The organism is Marinimicrobium alkaliphilum (assembly GCF_003259155.1).
In the GTDB taxonomy this organism is placed as follows: domain Bacteria; phylum Pseudomonadota; class Gammaproteobacteria; order Pseudomonadales; family Cellvibrionaceae; genus Marinimicrobium_A; species Marinimicrobium_A alkaliphilum.
The window spans coordinates 45,814-64,119 of sequence record NZ_QGMQ01000001.1 but is presented as its reverse complement, the minus strand read 5'-3'; the positions used below and the strand labels follow the sequence as shown (position 1 = coordinate 64,119).

Genomic DNA, 18,306 nt, shown 5'->3' with positions numbered 1-18,306 from the left:
TGACGCCGAACAGAATGACTGCTTCGGCGGGGTTAGAACGCGCCGCCCAGCGAGAACTGGAAGAACTTCGCCCGCTCAATATCGTTCTTGCGGATCGGACGGGCAACACTGAAGGTCATAGGGCCAAAGCCCGTGATCCAGGTCAGCCCAAGCCCACCGGCAGCACTGATATTCGAAGGATCGACATCATAACAGTTTAACTGCTCAGGGCCACAATTTGTGCTGAAAACGTTGCCGGCATCAATGAACGCGGTAGCCTGGAGCATGCGCTGATCCTGGATAAAGGGCAGCGGGAAGATCACTTCTGCACCGCCCTCAAGCAGAATGTTGCCACCGAAGGGGTTGCCTCGCTCACGACGCAGGGTCTGAATCTGCCGGCGCTCGGAAATAAACTGCCCTGGCCGACACACGGTATTGCCTGCCACCAGGGTTTCCTCAGCCTCACACAAGACGTAGGCAGGCTGGCTCAACTCGTTGTTCTGCTGCTGGCCGTCGCCATTGACGTCCTCCCAGGCTGCAGCCTGGGTAATATAGACCTCGGCAGGCGTACTGCGCGGCCCCAGCGTGTTGCGATCAAAGCCACGCACCGAGCCGAAACCGCCGGCATAAAAGTGCTCGAAGAAGGGCAACTGACTGGTGTCACCATAAGATTCCGCATAACCCAGTCGCGTGCGCAACCGCAGCGTCAGCTGATTGGTCAACGGAAAGTGGCCCTGGGCACTGTAATCGAGCTTCAAGTATTCCAGATCACCCAAGGGTGTGCTGATTTCGAGACCCAGGCGCTGTTGAGCACCGCGCGTCGCCAGCATTGGGCGATTCAGGGTCGAGCGCACCCAGTAGAGCTCGGCAATAAAGTCCCGGAAGCGATCGCCGTTCTCGTCAATAAACCCGCGCCCTTCCGGCACCATATCCTCCTGGATGGGATAGAGCGGATACGTGCCCGGCGGGTAGTCGATCTCATTGGCCTGATCCTGCTGCATGGCCAAGGCATCGCTCTGGGTAATATAGCCGTTGACACCATCACGCAGGCGCGGCGAGGTGAAAATTTCCTGCACGGCGAACTGACCGGTGGTCAGCTCCAGATCGCGGAACCCCAGATCGAAGCCGATACGCTCGATTTCCGAGACCGGATAGCCGAAGCGCACTTTCGCACCAAAGGTGTTGGTGCCAAAGCTGGCGACCCCATAACGGGCAAAGTCGCGTTTCTGGTAGTAAAGGCTGTAACCACGGCTGACGCCGTCAATGGTGAAATAAGGATCGTTGTAATCAAACCGGTATACGTCCTGCCAGCGGCTGGTATTGATCGACATCCCAACCTGCTTACCGGTACCGAACCAGTTGTTCTGTTGAATATTGGCGCCAAACATCAGACCCGTGTACTGGGCATAGCCAATTTGTAGCCCCATGCTCCCGGAAGGCTGTTCCTCAACCGTGTACTCAACATCCACCTGATCCGACGTCCCCGGCACTTCGATGGTGTCCGCCGTCACTTCTTTAAAGAAACCCAGGCGCTCAAGCCGCACCTTGGAAAACTCGATCAGTGATGTGGATGCCGACGCGCCTTCAATCTGGCGCATCTCGCGGCGTAGCACTTCGTCGATGGTGCGGTTGTTACCTTTGAAATTCACGCGGCGCACATACGCGCGCTGGCCCGGATCTATAAAAAAGGTGATCTCAACCGTATTGTCTTCGCGGTTGGGTTCAGGCATCCCCTCAACGCTGGCAAAGGTATAACCCTCGTTGCCCAAGCGGCGGGTAATGTACTCGGAAGACAAGGTCATCAACTGCTGGGAAAAGGTATCCCCTTCCTGCATAAATATCAGGTTACGTACATGGCTTTCGGGGATTTTGGGGTCGCCCGCCAGCTCGACACCACTGATGGTGTAAATTTCGCCCTCGGTGATATTGATGGTGATAAACACCTGGGATTTATCCGGGCTCAGGGCTACCTGGGTGGAATCGACACTAAAATCCAGATAACCGCGGTCGAGGTACCAGGATTCCAGGCGCTCAATATCACCGGTCATCTTCTCGCGTGAATAGCGGTGATCGCCGGTGATAAAAGAAAACAGTCCGGTCGTGCGCAGCTCGAAGAAGTCGAGCAGGTCGTCATCGGAATAGGCGTCGTTGCCGACAATATTGATGTGCTTGATGGTAGCAACCTTGCCTTCATTGACATCAATTTTGATCCGCACCTGGTTGCGCGGCAGGTCTTCGATCTCCACGGTCACCGAGGCACCGTAGCGCCCTTGAGCCACGTACTCACGCTCCAATGCCTGGCTGATGCCATCCAGGGTCGCCCGCTGGAAGATCTGCCCCTCGGACAAGCCGTTGTCGTGCAGACTTTCCATCAGCGCTTCGGTCTGAATAACCCGGTTGCCCTCAATGGTAATCTCGTTGATCGCCGGACGCTCAGTGACAGTCACCACCAGCACATCGCCGTCACGAGCCATGGCAATATCGGTGAAGTAACCGACGCGGAAGAGCTCTCGCGTGGCCTCCTGAATATCCGCCTGATCAGGCGTGTCGCCGACCCGGATCGGAAGTGCACTGAACACCGTACCTGCCGATACCCGCTGCAGCCCCTCAACCCGAATATCACTGACGCGGAAGCTTTGTGCCTGCACCACTACAGATACAGTCAACAACAGCAGACAAGCCAGAATACGCATCACATTTTGCATCATAAAATCGATTCTTAGAGTGAGTTCGCGGCACAGCCCCTGAGCTAGAACCGCATAATATCGTTATAAATTGCCAGCACCATCAACCCGAGTACCATCACCAGGCCAACCTGATAGCCCACGACCTGGACCTTTTCCGATACCGGACTGCCCTTGGCCACCTCAATGAGGTAATACATCAGATGCCCGCCGTCCAATACTGGAATCGGCAGCAGGTTAAACACCGCCAGAAATACACTCAGCAAGGCTACAAAGGCGACAAATGCCTTGATCCCGCTCTCGGCCGAGGAGCCCGCCACCTTAGCAATGGTGATGGGCCCGCTCAAGTTTTTCGTGGAAATTTCTCCCACCACCAGCTTCTTGATCGACAGCAGTACAAACCCCGTGGTGTCCCAGGTGCGTTCTACCCCGGCCACAAAAGCGCCCGGCACGCTGTAGCGGTATTCGCGCAACATCTCATCGGGCCAGGGTTCGCCGCGCAGCCCCATACCAACCCGACCGATACTTTGGCCCGCTTCGTCCTCAGCCCGTTCGGGCGTGACTGTGAGACTGACAGTTTCGCCTTCGCGTTCCACCTCGACCACAATTTCCTGGCCCGGGCGCGCACTGACATAGTCAACCCACTCACGCCAGGTATCGATAGCACCGCCATCAGCTTGCATTACCCGGTCTCCGGGCTCAAAACCCGCCCGCTCTGCCGGGCTGCCCGGCAACAGGTTGCCCACGATCGCACGACTCACCGGCCGGTAGAGCGTCAACCCCAGACCCGCGAGAGGCTCCGGGTCGGCGACTCCGCGCAGCCAGTTGTCGAGATCGGCCTGGGAGTGATACTGAAGACTGGAGCCGGGATAACGCACCACAAAATCCATGGTGCCACTCTCCCCCAAACGCCGCAGCAGTTGCTGATTGAGCGCCTGCCAGGTGGGTGTAGGCTCGCCGTCGACCGCAAGAATCTCCTGGCCATGCTCCAAACCCGCCTGGGCCGCGACCGAGCCCGGCTCAACCTCACCGACGATCGGAATCGCATCCCGGAATCCGGGGATACTCAGAGCCCAGAACAGCAGCACCGCCAGAATAAAGTTCGCCAACGGTCCGGCGGCAACAATCGCGATGCGCTTCCAGACGTTCTGGCGATTGAACGCCCGGCCAAGCTGGTCTTCAGGTACATCGCCCTCACGCTCATCGAGCATTTTGACGTAGCCGCCCAAAGGAATCGCGGATACCGCGTATTCAGTCTGCTGGCTATCGCGCCAGCGGAATAACACCTTGCCAAAACCGATAGAAAAGCGCAGCACCCGGACACCGCAGCGCCGGGCGACATAAAAATGGCCAAACTCGTGAATAGTCACCAGAATGACAATGGCTACCAGGAACCACAGTATCGTTTGTAACAGAGCCACAAACACCTCTTAGAGTGTGTCGATTACCGCCTCTGCCGCCACTCGGGCGTCTGAGTCGGCGGTTTGGACAACGGTCAACGTATCAGGTTCAGTCACCGGAACCCGGTGCATGGTTTCGCGGATAACCACGGGAATATCAATAAAGCCAATGCGTCCGGCCAGAAACGCCGCCACCGCCACTTCGTTGGCAGCGTTGAGCACGGCCGGTGCTGTCCCTCCGGTGCGCACGGCCGCTTGTGCCAGCGCCAAACAGGGAAAACGCTCGCTATCCGGGGCACAGAAATCGAGCCTCGCGGTGGCGATCAGATCGAGCCCAGCGACGCCGGAGTCGATCCGCTCAGGCCAAGCCAGCGCATGGGCAATCGGGGTGCGCATATCCGGATTGCCCAGCTGCGCCAGCAGCGAACCATCGGCATACTCCACCAGCGAGTGAATAACGCTTTGGGGATGCACCACCACTTCTATCTGATCCGGCCGGGCGTTGAACAACCAGCAGGCCTCAATCAGCTCCAGCCCCTTGTTCATCAGCGTGGCCGAATCCACTGAAATCTTCTGTCCCATGCTCCAGTTGGGGTGCGCACAGGCCTGCGCTGGGGTTACCGTCGCCAGCGTTTCGGCACTGGCCGTACGAAACGGTCCCCCCGAGGCGGTGAGCAGTATCTTGCGCACGCCGCTGGCGGTCAAGCCCGCGCGCAGATAATCTGGCTGGTGGTTGGGCAGGCACTGGAAAATGGCGTTGTGTTCACTGTCGATCGGGAGCAAGGTCGCACCACACTCAACCACCGAGCGCATAAACAGGCCACCGGCCATGACCAGCGCCTCTTTATTGGCCAGCAGCACCTTCTTGCCCGCTTTGACAGCAGCAAGCGTGGGCAACAGCCCCGCCGCTCCGACAATCGCGGCCATCACGGTATCGACCTCGGAGGCCGAGGCTACCTCAGCCAGAGCCTCCTCGCCCGCCAGCACCTGGGTTTCGCAACCCCGCGCCCGGAGATGCTCACGCAGCTGCTCGGCCGCCTGAGCATCGCGCAATACGGCGTAGCGCGGCGCAAAGCGCATGACCTGCTCCGCCAGCAAAGACCACTGGGTGTTGGCTGCCAAGGCGTACACGCAATAACGCTCCGGGTGGCGCGCCAGCACATCGAGTGTGCTGACCCCAATAGAGCCGGTAGAGCCGAGAATACTGACCTGCTGCATAGGCGAACTACCCGAGGGTGCCCCCGGCAACCAGCAACACCAGTGCGTACACCGGGGCAGCAGCGGTCAAACTGTCGACGCGGTCGAGAATGCCCCCATGCCCAGGCAACAAAGCGCTGCTGTCCTTCACGCCTCGGTGACGCTTCATCATGCTTTCGACCAAGTCACCGAGCACTGACACCAGGCTGGTAGAGAGCACCAACACCAACAGCAATGGCAAGCTCGCACCGGAGACCAGGGCCACCAACAACGCCAGAATCAGGTTGGCCACCAGCCCGCCCGCAAAACCTTCCCAGGTCTTGCCCGGGCTGACCTTGGGGGCCAGCTTGCGCTTACCCCAGCGGCGACCGGCAAAATAACCCCCGATATCCGCAAAAGCGACAATCGCCACCGCCAGCAAAATCAACCACACGCCCTGATCGAGCGCACGCACGTAGCTTAGCGCCACCCATGCCGGGATCAGAGTCAACAGGCCCATGATCGCGCGGGTAAACGGCTGCCCCCACAGGAGCGCGCTGTTTGGGTAGGATTGCACCCACAGCAGCGCCACCGCCCACCAAATGCAGCCCATCATCAGAATCCATTGGATGTCCTCCTCACGGGAGGCTTCAAAGGGGACCGCACCAAGGCTGACAAACTCAAACCGAAGGGCCAGAGCCACCAAGGCGCCGGCAGCGATGGCCACGTACAGCCCGCGCGCCCAACGCTGAACAAAACCGGCCAGGTTGGCCCACTCCCAGGCCCCGATCAATACCACCAGCGCGGCAAAGGCACTGAACAGCGGAACGGGCAGAAAGACCAGCGCCGCCAAAAACGCAGCCGCCAGAATAACGCCAGTAATGACCCGCTGTTTAAGCATGATGTTGTCCTTTTATTTGTTCCGTGGTCTTGCCGAAGCGCCGCTGCCGGCGACGGTAATCCTCAGCCGCAGCGTGCAAGGCTGCGCCACCAAAATCCGGCCAGAGCGTATCGGTAAAGTACAATTCGGTGTAAGCGCTCTGCCAGAGCAAAAAGTTACTGATGCGCACCTCACCCCCGGTGCGGATCAGAAGATCCGGCGCCGGCAATGCCGCCGTCGTCAGGCGCTGGCTCAGCAGGGCCTCGTCGATCGCCTCTGGCGCCAAACGGCCCGCAGCCACCTCAGCCGCCAAAGCCTGAGCCGCCTGCGCAATATCCCATTGCCCGCCGTAATCCGCCGCGATCACCAGTGTGACCTCCCCGTCCTGGGTCAATGTTTCGGCTCGCTCAATCGCTGTACGAATGGCCGAACTGAAACGGCTCCGGTTGCCAATAACTTTGAGGCGAATGTTCTTCTTGTGCAGTTCCTTGACCTCCTGCTTGAGGTACAGCAGGAACAGCGACATCAGCGCCTCGACTTCCGGGCGCGGGCGCTTCCAGTTTTCACTACTGAAGGCAAACAGCGTCAGCACCTCGACACCGAGCTCCTGACACGCCGACAACACGTCGCGAATCCGCTCGACACCGACTTTGTGCCCGGCCACCCCGGACAAGCCCTGCTGCTTCGCCCACCGGTTGTTGCCATCCATGATAATCGCGATATGGCGCAGAGGGTTGTCGGACACAAAAAGCTCCCAGGGCGGTCTTAGATTTCCATCAAATCGGCTTCTTTGGCACTCAGTGCCTTATCGATTTCGGCGATGTACTTGTCGGTAATTTTTTGCACATCGTCCTGGAACCGACGCTCGTCATCTTCACTGACTTCTTTGTCTTTCAGCAGCGCCTTGACATCATTGAGCACGTCACGGCGAACGCTGCGCACAGATACTCGCGCGCCTTCAGCCTCGGCCTTGGCCTGCTTGATATAGTTCTTACGGGTTTCCTCGGTCAAAGCCGGCAGCGGAATACGGATAACACCGCCATTGGTCGACGGGTTGAGCCCCAAATCCGACTTCATGATGGCCTTTTCGACTTCGGGAACCAGGGTCTTCTCCCAGGGCGTCACCGTCAGGGTGCGCGAATCTTCGACACCGACATTACCGACCTGACTCAACGGGGTATCAACCCCGTAGTAAGGCACGGTCAAGCCGTCCAGCAGGCTCGGGTGGGCGCGACCGGTACGAATCTTGTTGAAGTTATTGCCCAGAGCCTCCAGGGACTTTTTCATCCGGGCTTCGGCATCGTTTTTCAAGTCATTCAGCATGGGATTTTCCTTCTTCAATCACGGTGCCTTCATTGCTGCCCACAACAATGTTGAGCAGCGCACCGCTTTTATTCATACGGAACACCCGTACCGGCATATCGTGATCGCGGCACAGGCAGATGGCAGTCAAATCCATGACGCCGAGCTTGTCTTCCAGCACTTTGTCATAGGTCAGTCGATCGTATTTGGTGGCGCTCGGGTCTTTCATCGGGTCGGCGGTGTAAACGCCATCAACCTTGGTGGCCTTGAGCACGATATCCGCCTCGACCTCAATGCCGCGCAGACAGGCCGCCGAGTCGGTGGTAAAGAAAGGGTTGCCGGTGCCCGCCGCAAAAATCACGACTTCGCCCGCAATCAGCGCGCGAATGGCGCTGCGTCGGTCGTAATGTTCGACGATACCGCTCATGGGAATCGCAGACATGACCCGCGAGGAGATGTTAGAGCGCTCAAGCGCATCGCGCATAGCCAGCGCGTTCATGACCGTCGCAAGCATGCCCATATGGTCGCCGGTGACACGATCCAGGCCGGCCGCACTCAGAGCCGCACCGCGAAACAGGTTGCCGCCGCCGATGACCAGGCCGACCTGCACGCCGATGCCGACCAGCTGGCCGATTTCGAGCGCCATTTTATCCAGTACTCTGGGGTCGATACCAAACCCCTCAGACCCCATAAGCTCTTCTCCGCTGAGCTTCAGCAATATGCGCTTGTACTTCTTGTCTCTGGGGTTGGGCATGGGCATCTCCTGGCGCGAAAACAAGGGGTTATCGGGCCGCCCATCGGGCCACCCGATTAAATAGGGTGCAGTTTAACAGCAAAAAGAGGTAGGGGCGCACCCCTGCCTCTTTTTTGCGTCTGCGATCTGGCCCGGGCACACCGGGCCAACCGCCGGTTTTAGCCCTTGGAGGCCTGAACCTGTGCAGCCACTTCCGCCGCAAAGTCCACGGATTCCTTCTCGATCCCCTCACCCACTTCAAAGCGGATAAAGCTCTCGACGCTGGCACCCGCGTCCTTGACCAGCTGACCTACACTGATTTCGGGATTTTTCACGAACGGCTGCTCGATCAGGCTGTTCTCTTTCAGGAACTTCTTGATCCGGCCACCGATCATTTTATCAACGATTTCGGCGGGCTTGCCTTCCATATCCGGCTGGGCCTTGATGATTTCCTTCTCTTTTTCCACGACATCCTGAGGCATATCTTCAGGCTTGACCACCTGCGGGCTGACAGCGGCTACATGCATAGCCACGTCGCGCGCCAGCTCTTCGTTACCGCCTTGAAGCTGGACAACCACGGCGATGCGGTTATTGGAGTGCACATAGCCACCCACAACACCACCTTCAACCAGGTTCACACGGCGGACGCTGATGTTCTCGCCAATTTTCTGAACCAGCGCTTCGCGAGCACTTTCCAGGTCGCCGGCCATCAGGGCGGCAACGTCGGTTTGCTTGTCGGCGAAAGCCTTGTCAGCCACTTGACCAACAAAGTCCAGAAAGCCGGTGTCGCGAGCCACAAAGTCGGTTTCGCTGTTCACCTCAACGACAACCGCATAGCTGTTATCGTCGGCGGTTTTCACGGTCACAACACCGTCAGCCGCAGTACGGTCGGCTTTTTTAGCGGCCTTCAGGCCACTGGCTTTACGCAGATCTTCGATCGCTTTCTCGATGTCGCCACCGGCTTCAGTCAGTGCTTTTTTGCACTCCATCATGCCCAGGCTGGTGCGCTCGCGCAGTTCTTTTACCATAGAAGCAGAAATAGCTGCCATGAATCTGTCCTCTTAACTCGATCAGTTAAAACTCTTTAAAAAAGGGGGCCAAGCCCCCTTTTCGCAGTTCGCTTGCTCCCCGAGGGGATACCGGCGCCTTACTCGGCGGCGGCTTCGCCTTCAGCAGCAACGTACTCATCTTTGTTGGGCACGGCCTGTGCTGATTTACCGCCTTCCAGGCAGGCATCAGCAATGGCACTGACATACAACTTGATGGCGCGGATGGCGTCATCGTTACCCGGGATCACGTGATCAACACCGTCCGGATTGCTGTTGGTGTCGACAATGCCGATAACCGGAATACCCAGCTTGTTGGCTTCCTGAACGGCAATGCGCTCGTGGTCAACATCGATAACAAACAGCGCGTCGGGCAAGCCGCCCATGTCCTTGATACCGCCGATGGAGCGCTCAAGCTTCTCCATCTCACGGGTGCGCATCAGCGCTTCTTTCTTGGTCAGCTTGTCGAACGTACCGTCCTGACTCTGAGCTTCCAGATCGCGGTAACGGCGAATGGAGACGCGGATGGTTTTGTAGTTGGTCAGCATACCGCCCAACCAGCGATGGCTGACAAACGGCTGGCCGGCACGCTCGGCCTGCTCTTTGATGGTTTTCTGAGCGGCGCGCTTGGTGCCAACAAACAGAATCTTTTTCTTCTGGGCGCCCATCTGTGTAACCAGCTCCAACACTTCGTTGAAGGCCGGAACAGTCTGCTCCAGGTTGATAATGTGAATCTTGTTACGGGCACCAAAGATGTATTGATCCATCTTCGGGTTCCAGTAACGGGTTTGGTGACCGAAGTGGACACCGGCTTGCAGCATTTCGCGCATGCTTACATTAGGCATGAGTAGTTTCCTTTAGTACGGGTTAGGCCTCCATACACCCCGACAACCAACCCCGCAGGGCACCCAGGTTGCACGTGACGGTGCATGTGTGACGTTTTTTGGTTCATTAAACCAGGCAAAAAACCTGGGATTTCCCCACTCGGACGCCGCCTGCGGGAGGCTGACACAAAATTGGGAGGCGCGCTTTATACCACAGATTAGGCCTGATTGGAAGAAAATCTAGGATGACGCCGGCCAAACATCGCCGAAATGGGAGGCGGCAGCCTTGATGGCATTTTCAAGGTGTTCACGCATCGCCGCCCGGGCCGCCTCAGGGTCCCGCTGGACCAGCGCCTGAACAATGGCCTTATGTTCCTCCAGGGCGGGACGAACCCCCTCGTCCCGAATTCGACTCATAAAAGCCGTGCTCAGCTCAGAGCGGCTTCTCAGCTCCCACAACCAGTCCACCATTTCATGCACCGCACTGTTTTGGCTTGCCTCGGCAATGATGCCGTGAAATGACCAATCGGCCGCCTCGGTAACACTGCCCTTCTTATCCTCTGCCTCCATCGCCTGATAAGCGGCGCTCAACCGGAGCAGCTGCTCCTCAGTGATCCGCACGGCGGCGAGCGCACAGGCCTCAGGCTCAACCAATAAGCGCGCCTCCAGCACCTGGAAGGGCCCCACCCCCCGATCACGCAGTTGGAGCCGCGCCGGTTTAGCACTGAGCACGTAAATCCCCGACCCGGTCCGAATCTCTATCAAGCCGGACAACTCCAGGGCAATCATTGCCTCGCGAATGGTCGGTCGACTGACTCCCAGGCGCTCGGCCAGCTCCCGCTCGGAAGGAAAGCGCTCACCCGGCTTCAGGTGGCCGTCCGAAATCAAGCGTGACAACTGCCCCGCCACCTTGACATAGAGGCGGTCTGTTTTGATGGCTTTCAACTCCACTGACTCACTCCGCAGGTTAAAGGTTCGAGGGCTTAGGCCCGCCAAAACACCAAATGCTATCAGAAAACCCCCTTTGGTAAGGCCACTTTTTAGCGTCCTCGCTCCCCTCCCCCTGTAGAACCCCGCCAGTATCGTTTAGAATGGTGCTTTTACCTTCAACCGACGGGTCGTCATGTCAGTCATTATCAAAACACCGGAACAAATCGAGAAAATGCGCGTCGCGGGCCGCATGGCGGCCGAAGTGCTGGAAATGATCGGCGAACACGTCCAGCCGGGCGTCACCACCGCTGAGCTGGATCGGCTGTGCCACGAGCATATCGTCAATGTTCAGAACGCCATCCCGGCCTGCCTGGGCTACCGGGGCTTCCCCAAATCGATCTGTACCTCGATCAACCAGGTGGTCTGTCACGGCATTCCGTCGGAAAAGAAGACCCTGAAAAACGGCGATATCATCAATATCGACGTTACCGTCATTTACGACGGCTACCACGGCGACACCAGCAAAATGTACTTTGTCGGCCAGGCCGCGCCCCACGCGGAACGTCTGGTACGCATCACTCAGGAGTGCATGTACAAGGGCATTGAGCTGGTCAAGCCGGGCTGCCGCCTGGGCGATATCGGCCATGTCATCCAGCAGCATGCCGAGGCCAATCACTACTCCGTCGTACGGGAGTACTGCGGCCACGGCATTGGCGCAGGATTCCACGAAGATCCGCAGATTCTGCATTACGGTCGCCCCGGCACCGGTATGGAGCTCAAGGAAGGGATGGTCTTTACCATCGAGCCCATGATCAATGCCGGAAAGCCGCACACCAAGCTCAAGGGTGACGGCTGGACCGTAGAAACCAAAGACGGACGTCTGTCCGCCCAGTGGGAACACACCATGGCGGTGACCGCTGACGGCGTAGAAGTCCTCACAGCCCGCTCCGAGGAAGCTTTTTAAGTGCTCTCACCCCAGATGGCGCCCTATTTTGAAAGACCGCTCTTTTTCTTCGATCAATCGCGTTTCCGACGGGATCTGACAGAAAAGCCCAGCATTACCGTTTTCAAAGATGCCATCGCGGCGGCCAGCGGCCAATTCAATGAACGCTTCAAGGAAGGCGAGGACATCCGCAACCTGGTGTACGAGCGGGCCCTGTTTGTGGACTGCATGCTGCACTATGCCTGGCACCAGTTCGACTGGCCCATGGGCATCAGCCTGGAAGCCGTGGGCGGTTACGGCCGCTGCGAGCTCCTGCCCCACTCGGATATCGACCTGCTGATTCTGGCAGACAGCAACGACACCCTGGACGGCGCCAAGTCCTATATTGAACGGTTGCTGACCCTGTTGTGGGATATCGGCCTGGAGATTGGCCAGGGCGTGCGCACCATCGAGGAGTGCGTCACCATCGCCCGGGAAGACATCACCGTGGCCACCAACCTCATGGAATCGCGCACGCTGGTGGGTGATAAATCCCTGCACCCGCGCCTGATGGCGGCCACCGCCCCGGATCAGCTCTGGCCTGCGGACGAGTTCTTCCGGGCCAAATGGGATGAGCAGATCCACCGCCACCAGAAATACAACGACACCGAATACAACCTCGAACCCAACATCAAGAACGCCCCCGGCGGCCTGCGCGACATTCAGATGATCGGCTGGGTCGCCAAGCGCTACTTTCAGGTGCGCACCCTGCGACAGCTCCAGGGCAAAGGCTTTTTTACCGAAGAAGAATTTTCGCTGCTACTCAACGGCGAGGAGTTTCTCTGGCGGGTACGTTATGGCCTGCATATGCTCGCCGGACGCGCGGAAGAGCGGCTGTTGTTCGACCACCAGCGCGAGCTGGCCAAAATGTTTGGCTACAGCGACAACAGCGAAAACCTGGCGGTCGAACAGTTTATGCACCGCTACTATCGTCTGGTACTGGCCCTGCGCGAACTGAACGATGTGCTTCTGCAGTTCCTGCACGAAGTTGTCTTGCAAAAAGGCCAACGGCAACAGGTGGTGCCGCTCAATGAGCGTTTCCAGTTGCGTGACAACTATATTGAAGCCGCCCACATTTACGTCTTTGAGGAATCGCCGTCAGCCCTGTTGGAAATTTTTGTCCTCATGGCTCAGCACCCGGAAATCGAAGGCGTGCGCGCTTCCACTATCCGCATGCTGCGGGAAAACCGCCATCTGATCGACGATGCCTTCCGCAGCAACCCGGAAAATACCCAGCTGTTCCTCAAACTGTTCAGCCACCCGGCGGCGCTGGTGCCACAACTCAAACGGATGTCCCGCTACGGGATTCTCGGGCTTTATCTGCCCGAGTTCGGCCAGGTCACGGGCCAGATGCAACACGACCTCTTCCATATCTATACGGTAGATGCCCACACGCTCAAGGTCGTGCAGAACATATGCGATTTTTTGTTGCCGGAGGCGAAAGAAGAGTTCCCGGTGGCGGCGCACATCATGACCCGCCTACCCAAAATGGAGCTGCTGTTCATTGCCGGCCTCTATCACGATATCGGCAAAGGCCGTGGCGGCGACCACTCGGTACTGGGTGCCGTCGATGCCGAGCTGTTCTGTCAGCGCCACGGCATCTCGCCACGCGAAACCCGCCTGGTGGTCTGGCTGGTGGAAAAGCACCTGCTGATGTCTTCCGTGTCGCAAAAACAGGATCTGTCGGACCCGGAAGTGATTCACAATTTCGCCCTCAACGTGGGCGATCAGCTGCACCTGGACTACTTGTACAACCTGACCGTAGCCGATATCAACGGCACCAATCTGGAGCTGTGGAACACCTGGCGTGCCAGTCTGATGCGTCAGTTGTACATGGAAACCAAGCGCGCCCTGCGCCGCGGTCTGGAAAACAATGTCGACAAACAGGAACTGATCGAGGAGACCCAGGTGGCCGCCCTGCGCCGCCTGGAGCGCAAAAAAATTGCCCCCGAGCAGGCCTGGCGGCTCTGGAGCGACATGGGTGAAGAATACTTTTTGCGCGAGACACCGTCGGATATTGCCTGGCATACCAGTGCCATGCTGCACCACAGCGATAGCGACAAGCCACTGGTCCTGATCAAAAACACCACCAGTCGCGAACTGGCCGGTGCCACCCAGGTCTTCGTTCGCAGCAAGGGCCGCCGCAACGCCTTCGCCGCCGTGGCGACGGGCCTCGACCAGCTCAACCTGAGCATTCAGGATGCGCGGATTTACAACTCCAAGTCCGGCTACACCGTCGATACTTTTTTTGTCTTGAATCAGGACGGCGAACCACTGGGTGACGATCAAACGCAACTCAAACGCATTCAAAGTGCGCTACTCGACGAACTCAGTCTCGTGGATGACTACTCTGAAGTGATCAGCCGCCGAACGCCCCGTCGACTCAAGTATTTTGCGGTGCCCACCCGCACGTCTATCAGTAACGACATGGTCAGCGGTCACACGGTACTGGAAGTCATCAGTCCGGATCGCCCCGGTCTGCTCGCCTGTATCGGGCGCATCTTCATGCAATCTGATATACAACTACAGAACGCCAAGATTGCGACGCTCGGCGAGCGGGTTGAAGACGTTTTCTTCATTACCGACAGCCAGGGCGAACCCTTGAGCGACCCGGCACTGTGCGCCGCACTGCAAAAAGAAATTCGCGAACAACTGGACAAACGTGCCGGCACTCAGCCCGGCGACAACGGCAATGTTTCCGTAGAAGTGATCTGAGCCCCAATGAACAACGATTTGGCACAACTGCACCCTTACCCGTTTGAAAAATTGGCCCGGCTCAAGGCCGGCGCCACACCGCCGGCAACGCTGGAGCACATTGCACTGTCCATCGGTGAGCCCAAACACCAACCGCCAACCTTTGTGCTCGAGGCCCTGAGCGATAGCCTCGATCGCCTGGCTAACTACCCGACCACCAAAGGTCTGCCCGAGCTGCGCGGCGCCATCAGCCATTGGGCGCAAACGCGCTTTGATCTGGGCGAAGGCGGACTGGATGCCGAGACTCAGGTATTGCCGGTCAACGGCACCCGCGAAGCACTCTTTGCCTTCGCCCAGGCCGTCGTCGACCGGCGAGCGAACAATCCGCTGGTGGTATCGCCCAACCCTTTTTATCAAATATACGAAGGCGCCGCGTTTCTTGCCGGTGCACAGCCACATTTTCTCGCCTGCACTGCCGACAACAACTTTATCCCGGACTTTAGCGCTGTGCCTGCCAGCGTGTGGGGCGACTGCCAACTGCTCTACCTCTGCACCCCGGGCAATCCCACGGGCTCAGTGCTCAGCGTCGAGCAGCTGCAAACACTGATCGCCCTGGCGGACGAGCATGACTTTATCATCGCCTCGGACGAGTGTTACTCCGAACTCTATTTTGATGAACAGACGCCACCACCTGGGCTATTGCAGGCATGCGCCGCCATGGGCCGCACCGACTATGCCCGCTGTGTGGTCTTTCACAGTCTGTCCAAGCGCTCCAACCTGCCCGGCCTGCGTTCCGGCTTTGTCGCGGGCGACGCCGACATCTTGCAACAATTTTTGCTCTACCGGACCTACCACGGCTGTGCCATGCCTGTGACCACCCAACTGGCCAGCATCGCCGCCTGGCAGGACGAAGTGCACGTGGCTAACAACCGCGAGCGCTACCGCGCCAAGTTTGATGCCGTCCTCGACATTCTCGACGGTGTCTTACCGGTCAGTCGCCCGGATGCGGGTTTCTACCTGTGGCCGGAAACACCGGTGGATGACGAAACCTTCGCGCGCGAACTGTTTGCCCAGCAGAACGTCACGGTCCTGCCCGGCAGCTACCTGGCACGCGACGCCGACGGTGCCAACCCGGGTCGCAACCGGGTACGCATGGCCCTGGTCGCCCCCCTGGCCGAGTGCATTGAGGCAGCCGAACGCATCAAAGCCTTCGTACAAAGCCTTCGATAGACAACGGCATGACTGAGATTAAAAACTTACCCAAGGCCGAACGGGTCGCGTTTATTCTGGAGAAGCTGCAAAGCCTCTACCCGGAGCCGCCGATCCCGCTCGATCATCGCGACCCCTATACCCTGCTGGTGGCCGTGCTGCTATCCGCCCAGTGCACCGACGAGCGGGTCAACCAGGTAACACCGAAACTCTGGGCACTGGCGGACAATCCTTACGACATGGCGCAAGTACCCGTGGAAGAGATCCAAGCCGTGATTCGGCCCTGCGGCCTGTCACCGCAAAAAGCCAAGGCGATTTCCGTGCTCTCACGCATGTTGATTGAAGAACACGACGGCAAAGTGCCGCAGAGTTTTGAGGCCTTGGAAAAGCTCCCGGGCGTGGGCCACAAGACGGCGAGTGTGGTCATGAGCCAGGCCTTTGGCGAGCCGGCCTTCGCGGTGGACACCCACATCCACCGCCTGGCCCAACGCTGGGGTCTGAGCAGCGGCAAGAATGTGACCCAGACTGAAAAAGACCTCAAGCGGCTGTTCCCGCGCGAGTCCTGGAACGACCTGCATTTGCAGATCATTTATTACGGGCGTGAATTCTGCAGCGCCCGCGGTTGTGACGGCACCGTGTGCGAGATTTGCACCACCTGCTACCCCAACCGCAAACGGGCTAAAAAAACCCGCAAAGCATGAGTGACGCGTCCCGATCCGGGTACAACGCGTTTTGTCGGATTACGCGCGTTGCGCTAATCCGACCTACTGGAAAGAACGTGCCAGTGTTTACGTAGGTCGGATTAGCCGAAGGCGTAATCCGACAAAACGGCACCGAACCAACAACAGAGCGCACAATTTGAGTAGGTCGGATGAGCGCAGCGCAATCCGACACTGAGGCATCCAACCAAAACCAAGGACACCAACATGATCACCCTCTACGGCATCAAAACCTGCGATACCGTGCGCAAAGCGCGCAAATGGCTCGATGAACAGGGCGTGACCTACACCTACCACGACTTCCGCGAAGACGGCGTCACGGCCGGACAGATCGACCAATGGATCACCGAGCTGGGCGCCAAAGCCATGGTCAACAAACGCAGCACCACCTGGAAGAACCTCGACGACGCCACCAAGGCCGAGATCGAAAACCCGGCGGTGACTGCGCGCACCCTGCTCGCCCACCCAACCCTGATCAAGCGCCCGCTGCTCGACACCGGCAGCCGCCGCGCGGTCGGCTTCAACGCCGACGACTATCGGGCTATGCTCAATCAATAACACCTCATTAACCGTTCAATTCACTTTACAGACAACAGGAAAGACTATGACTCAGCTCTACAGCCTCGGCCTGGGTGTTGGCACCCAGAACACGAACAATGACTGGTTAGACGTCTTCTATCCACAACCGCTGCTCAAGCCTGACGCCAAAACCGCCCAAGCCATCGCTGCCGCCGTGGGCTACCAGGGTGGCAACCAGGCGATTGAACTGAATAGCAAACAGGTAGAAGCACTGACCAATGCACTCGCCGACGCGGGCAACATCGCGCAAGCCGACATCGCCCGCGCCTTCGCCAAGAGCCAGCGCCCGCTGGTCGCCACCCTGCTTGAAAGCGATCAGCCCCCGGCGAGCGTGCCCGAGGCCTACCTGAAGCTGCACCTGATTTCCCATCGTCTGGTTAAACCCCACGGCACTGACCTGAGCGGCGCCTTCGGCGTGCTGCCCAACGTCGCCTGGACCAATCAGGGCGCGATCGACCTGGCGGAGCTACCCGAGCGTCAGTTACAGGCGCGTCTGGCCGGTGAGTTGCTCGAAGTGTCCTGCGTCGACAAGTTCCCCAAGATGACCAACTACGTCGTGCCCAAAGGTGTGCGCATCGCCCACACCGCGCGGGTACGCCTGGGCGCCTACCTGGGTGAAGGCACTACCATCATGCACGAAGGCTTTGTGAACTTTAACGCCGGCACCGAAGGCCCGGGCATGATCGAAGGCCGTATCTCCGCCGGTGTTTTTGTTGGCGCCGGCTCCGATCTGGGCGGCGGCAGCTCGACCATGGGCACCCTGTCCGGCGGTGGCAACATCATCATCGCGCTGGGCGAAAACTGCCTACTGGGTGCCAACGCCGGCACCGGTATTCCACTCGGGGATCGTTGCACCATCGAGTCGGGGCTTTATATTACGGCGGGCACCAAAGTAGTAGCGCTGGATGACAGCGGCAAGGAAGTTCAGACCGTGAAAGCGCGCGAGTTGGCGGGCCAGTCCGATCTGCTGTTCCGCCGCAATTCCGTCAACGGCCGGGTGGAGTGTTTGACCAACAAAACGTCGGTACAGTTGAACGAAGCGTTGCACGCGAACAATTAAGTTCGCGTTGCAATATTGATCAAGTTCGTGATGTGGTATTGATAAAATTGGGTGCCTCAGTGTCGGATTACGCCCTCCGGGCTAATCCGACCTACGGGAGGGGTCGTGC

General features: G+C 58.6%; 16 protein-coding genes. 6 read left to right on the top strand and 10 right to left on the bottom strand.

What is annotated here, in order from left to right; translation table 11 throughout:
* Positions 1-32: 32 nt before the first annotated feature.
* The 10 genes from bamA to DKW72_RS00245 form a co-directional block, all read right to left on the bottom strand.
* Positions 33-2,684, bottom strand: a complete 2,652-nt coding sequence (bamA, locus tag DKW72_RS00290; protein WP_198411199.1) for an outer membrane protein assembly factor BamA — start codon at positions 2,682-2,684, stop codon at positions 33-35.
* Between the two features lie 44 nt (positions 2,685-2,728).
* Positions 2,729-4,084 (bottom strand): RIP metalloprotease RseP, encoded by a 1,356-nt coding sequence (gene rseP, locus DKW72_RS00285; protein WP_111640328.1) that lies wholly within the window; start codon positions 4,082-4,084, stop codon positions 2,729-2,731.
* 9 nt (positions 4,085-4,093) lie between these two features.
* A complete protein-coding gene (ispC, locus tag DKW72_RS00280) occupies positions 4,094-5,281 on the bottom strand; it encodes a 1-deoxy-D-xylulose-5-phosphate reductoisomerase (protein WP_111640327.1) in 1,188 nt (395 codons plus the stop codon).
* Between the two features lie 7 nt (positions 5,282-5,288).
* Entirely contained in the window at positions 5,289-6,140 is an 852-nt protein-coding gene (locus DKW72_RS00275; RefSeq protein WP_111640326.1) for a phosphatidate cytidylyltransferase, read from the bottom strand.
* Positions 6,133-6,864: a polyprenyl diphosphate synthase gene (gene uppS, locus DKW72_RS00270; RefSeq protein ID WP_111640325.1), complete on the bottom strand. Its 732-nt coding sequence runs from the start codon at positions 6,862-6,864 to the stop codon at positions 6,133-6,135. The genes DKW72_RS00275 and uppS overlap by 8 nt, the downstream gene beginning before the upstream one ends.
* Before the next feature lie 20 nt (positions 6,865-6,884).
* Complete coding sequence (gene frr / locus DKW72_RS00265) at positions 6,885-7,442, bottom strand: ribosome recycling factor (protein WP_111640324.1); 558 nt, start codon at positions 7,440-7,442, stop codon at positions 6,885-6,887.
* Positions 7,432-8,175, bottom strand: a complete 744-nt coding sequence (gene pyrH / locus DKW72_RS00260) for a UMP kinase (protein WP_111640323.1) — start codon at positions 8,173-8,175, stop codon at positions 7,432-7,434. Before pyrH ends, frr begins: the two co-directional genes overlap by 11 nt.
* A gap of 158 nt (positions 8,176-8,333) precedes the next feature.
* Entirely contained in the window at positions 8,334-9,203 is an 870-nt protein-coding gene (gene tsf, locus DKW72_RS00255) for a translation elongation factor Ts (RefSeq protein ID WP_111640322.1), read from the bottom strand.
* Between the two features lie 98 nt (positions 9,204-9,301).
* Positions 9,302-10,045, bottom strand: a complete 744-nt coding sequence (gene rpsB / locus DKW72_RS00250) for a 30S ribosomal protein S2 (RefSeq protein ID WP_111640321.1) — start codon at positions 10,043-10,045, stop codon at positions 9,302-9,304.
* 219 nt (positions 10,046-10,264) lie between these two features.
* On the bottom strand, positions 10,265-10,975 hold the full coding sequence (locus tag DKW72_RS00245; protein ID WP_111640320.1) for a FadR/GntR family transcriptional regulator: 711 nt from the start codon (positions 10,973-10,975) through the stop codon (positions 10,265-10,267).
* Between the two features lie 172 nt (positions 10,976-11,147).
* Here DKW72_RS00245 and map point away from each other — a divergent pair, with 172 nt between their 5' ends.
* From map to dapD, 6 genes are all read left to right on the top strand, one after another.
* On the top strand, positions 11,148-11,918 hold the full coding sequence (map, locus tag DKW72_RS00240; RefSeq protein WP_111640319.1) for a type I methionyl aminopeptidase: 771 nt from the start codon (positions 11,148-11,150) through the stop codon (positions 11,916-11,918).
* 15 nt (positions 11,919-11,933) lie between these two features.
* The gene (locus DKW72_RS00235) at positions 11,934-14,651 is read left to right on the top strand and encodes a [protein-PII] uridylyltransferase (protein ID WP_111640889.1); all 2,718 of its coding nucleotides are present in this window, start codon (positions 11,934-11,936) and stop codon (positions 14,649-14,651) included.
* A gap of 6 nt (positions 14,652-14,657) precedes the next feature.
* Positions 14,658-15,860, top strand: coding sequence for a succinyldiaminopimelate transaminase (gene dapC, locus DKW72_RS00230; protein WP_111640318.1), 1,203 nt, complete (start codon positions 14,658-14,660; stop codon positions 15,858-15,860).
* An 8-nt stretch (positions 15,861-15,868) separates the two neighbouring features.
* Complete coding sequence (nth, locus tag DKW72_RS00225) at positions 15,869-16,540, top strand: endonuclease III (RefSeq protein ID WP_111640317.1); 672 nt, start codon at positions 15,869-15,871, stop codon at positions 16,538-16,540.
* A gap of 225 nt (positions 16,541-16,765) precedes the next feature.
* A complete protein-coding gene (locus tag DKW72_RS00220; protein WP_111640316.1) occupies positions 16,766-17,116 on the top strand; it encodes an ArsC family reductase in 351 nt (116 codons plus the stop codon).
* A gap of 46 nt (positions 17,117-17,162) precedes the next feature.
* Positions 17,163-18,197, top strand: a complete 1,035-nt coding sequence (dapD, locus tag DKW72_RS00215) for a 2,3,4,5-tetrahydropyridine-2,6-dicarboxylate N-succinyltransferase (protein ID WP_111640315.1) — start codon at positions 17,163-17,165, stop codon at positions 18,195-18,197.
* Positions 18,198-18,306 lie beyond the last annotated feature (109 nt).

Excerpts from the sequence above, each read along its gene's own strand:
- ispC (WP_111640327.1), bottom strand. The coding sequence starts at position 5,281 with ATGCAGCAGGTCAGTATTCTCGGCTCTACCGGCTCTATTGGGGTCAGC.
- tsf (WP_111640322.1), bottom strand. The coding sequence starts at position 9,203 with ATGGCAGCTATTTCTGCTTCTATGGTAAAAGAACTGCGCGAGCGCACC.
- bamA (WP_198411199.1), bottom strand. The coding sequence starts at position 2,684 with ATGCAAAATGTGATGCGTATTCTGGCTTGTCTGCTGTTGTTGACTGTA.
- DKW72_RS00275 (WP_111640326.1), bottom strand. The coding sequence starts at position 6,140 with ATGCTTAAACAGCGGGTCATTACTGGCGTTATTCTGGCGGCTGCGTTT.
- nth (WP_111640317.1), top strand. The coding sequence starts at position 15,869 with ATGACTGAGATTAAAAACTTACCCAAGGCCGAACGGGTCGCGTTTATT.
- DKW72_RS00220 (WP_111640316.1), top strand. The coding sequence starts at position 16,766 with ATGATCACCCTCTACGGCATCAAAACCTGCGATACCGTGCGCAAAGCG.
- DKW72_RS00235 (WP_111640889.1), top strand. The coding sequence starts at position 11,934 with ATGGCGCCCTATTTTGAAAGACCGCTCTTTTTCTTCGATCAATCGCGT.
- dapD (WP_111640315.1), top strand. The coding sequence starts at position 17,163 with ATGACTCAGCTCTACAGCCTCGGCCTGGGTGTTGGCACCCAGAACACG.
- rpsB (WP_111640321.1), bottom strand. The coding sequence starts at position 10,045 with ATGCCTAATGTAAGCATGCGCGAAATGCTGCAAGCCGGTGTCCACTTC.
- frr (WP_111640324.1), bottom strand. The coding sequence starts at position 7,442 with ATGCTGAATGACTTGAAAAACGATGCCGAAGCCCGGATGAAAAAGTCC.
- map (WP_111640319.1), top strand. The coding sequence starts at position 11,148 with ATGTCAGTCATTATCAAAACACCGGAACAAATCGAGAAAATGCGCGTC.
- pyrH (WP_111640323.1), bottom strand. The coding sequence starts at position 8,175 with ATGCCCAACCCCAGAGACAAGAAGTACAAGCGCATATTGCTGAAGCTC.
- dapC (WP_111640318.1), top strand. The coding sequence starts at position 14,658 with ATGAACAACGATTTGGCACAACTGCACCCTTACCCGTTTGAAAAATTG.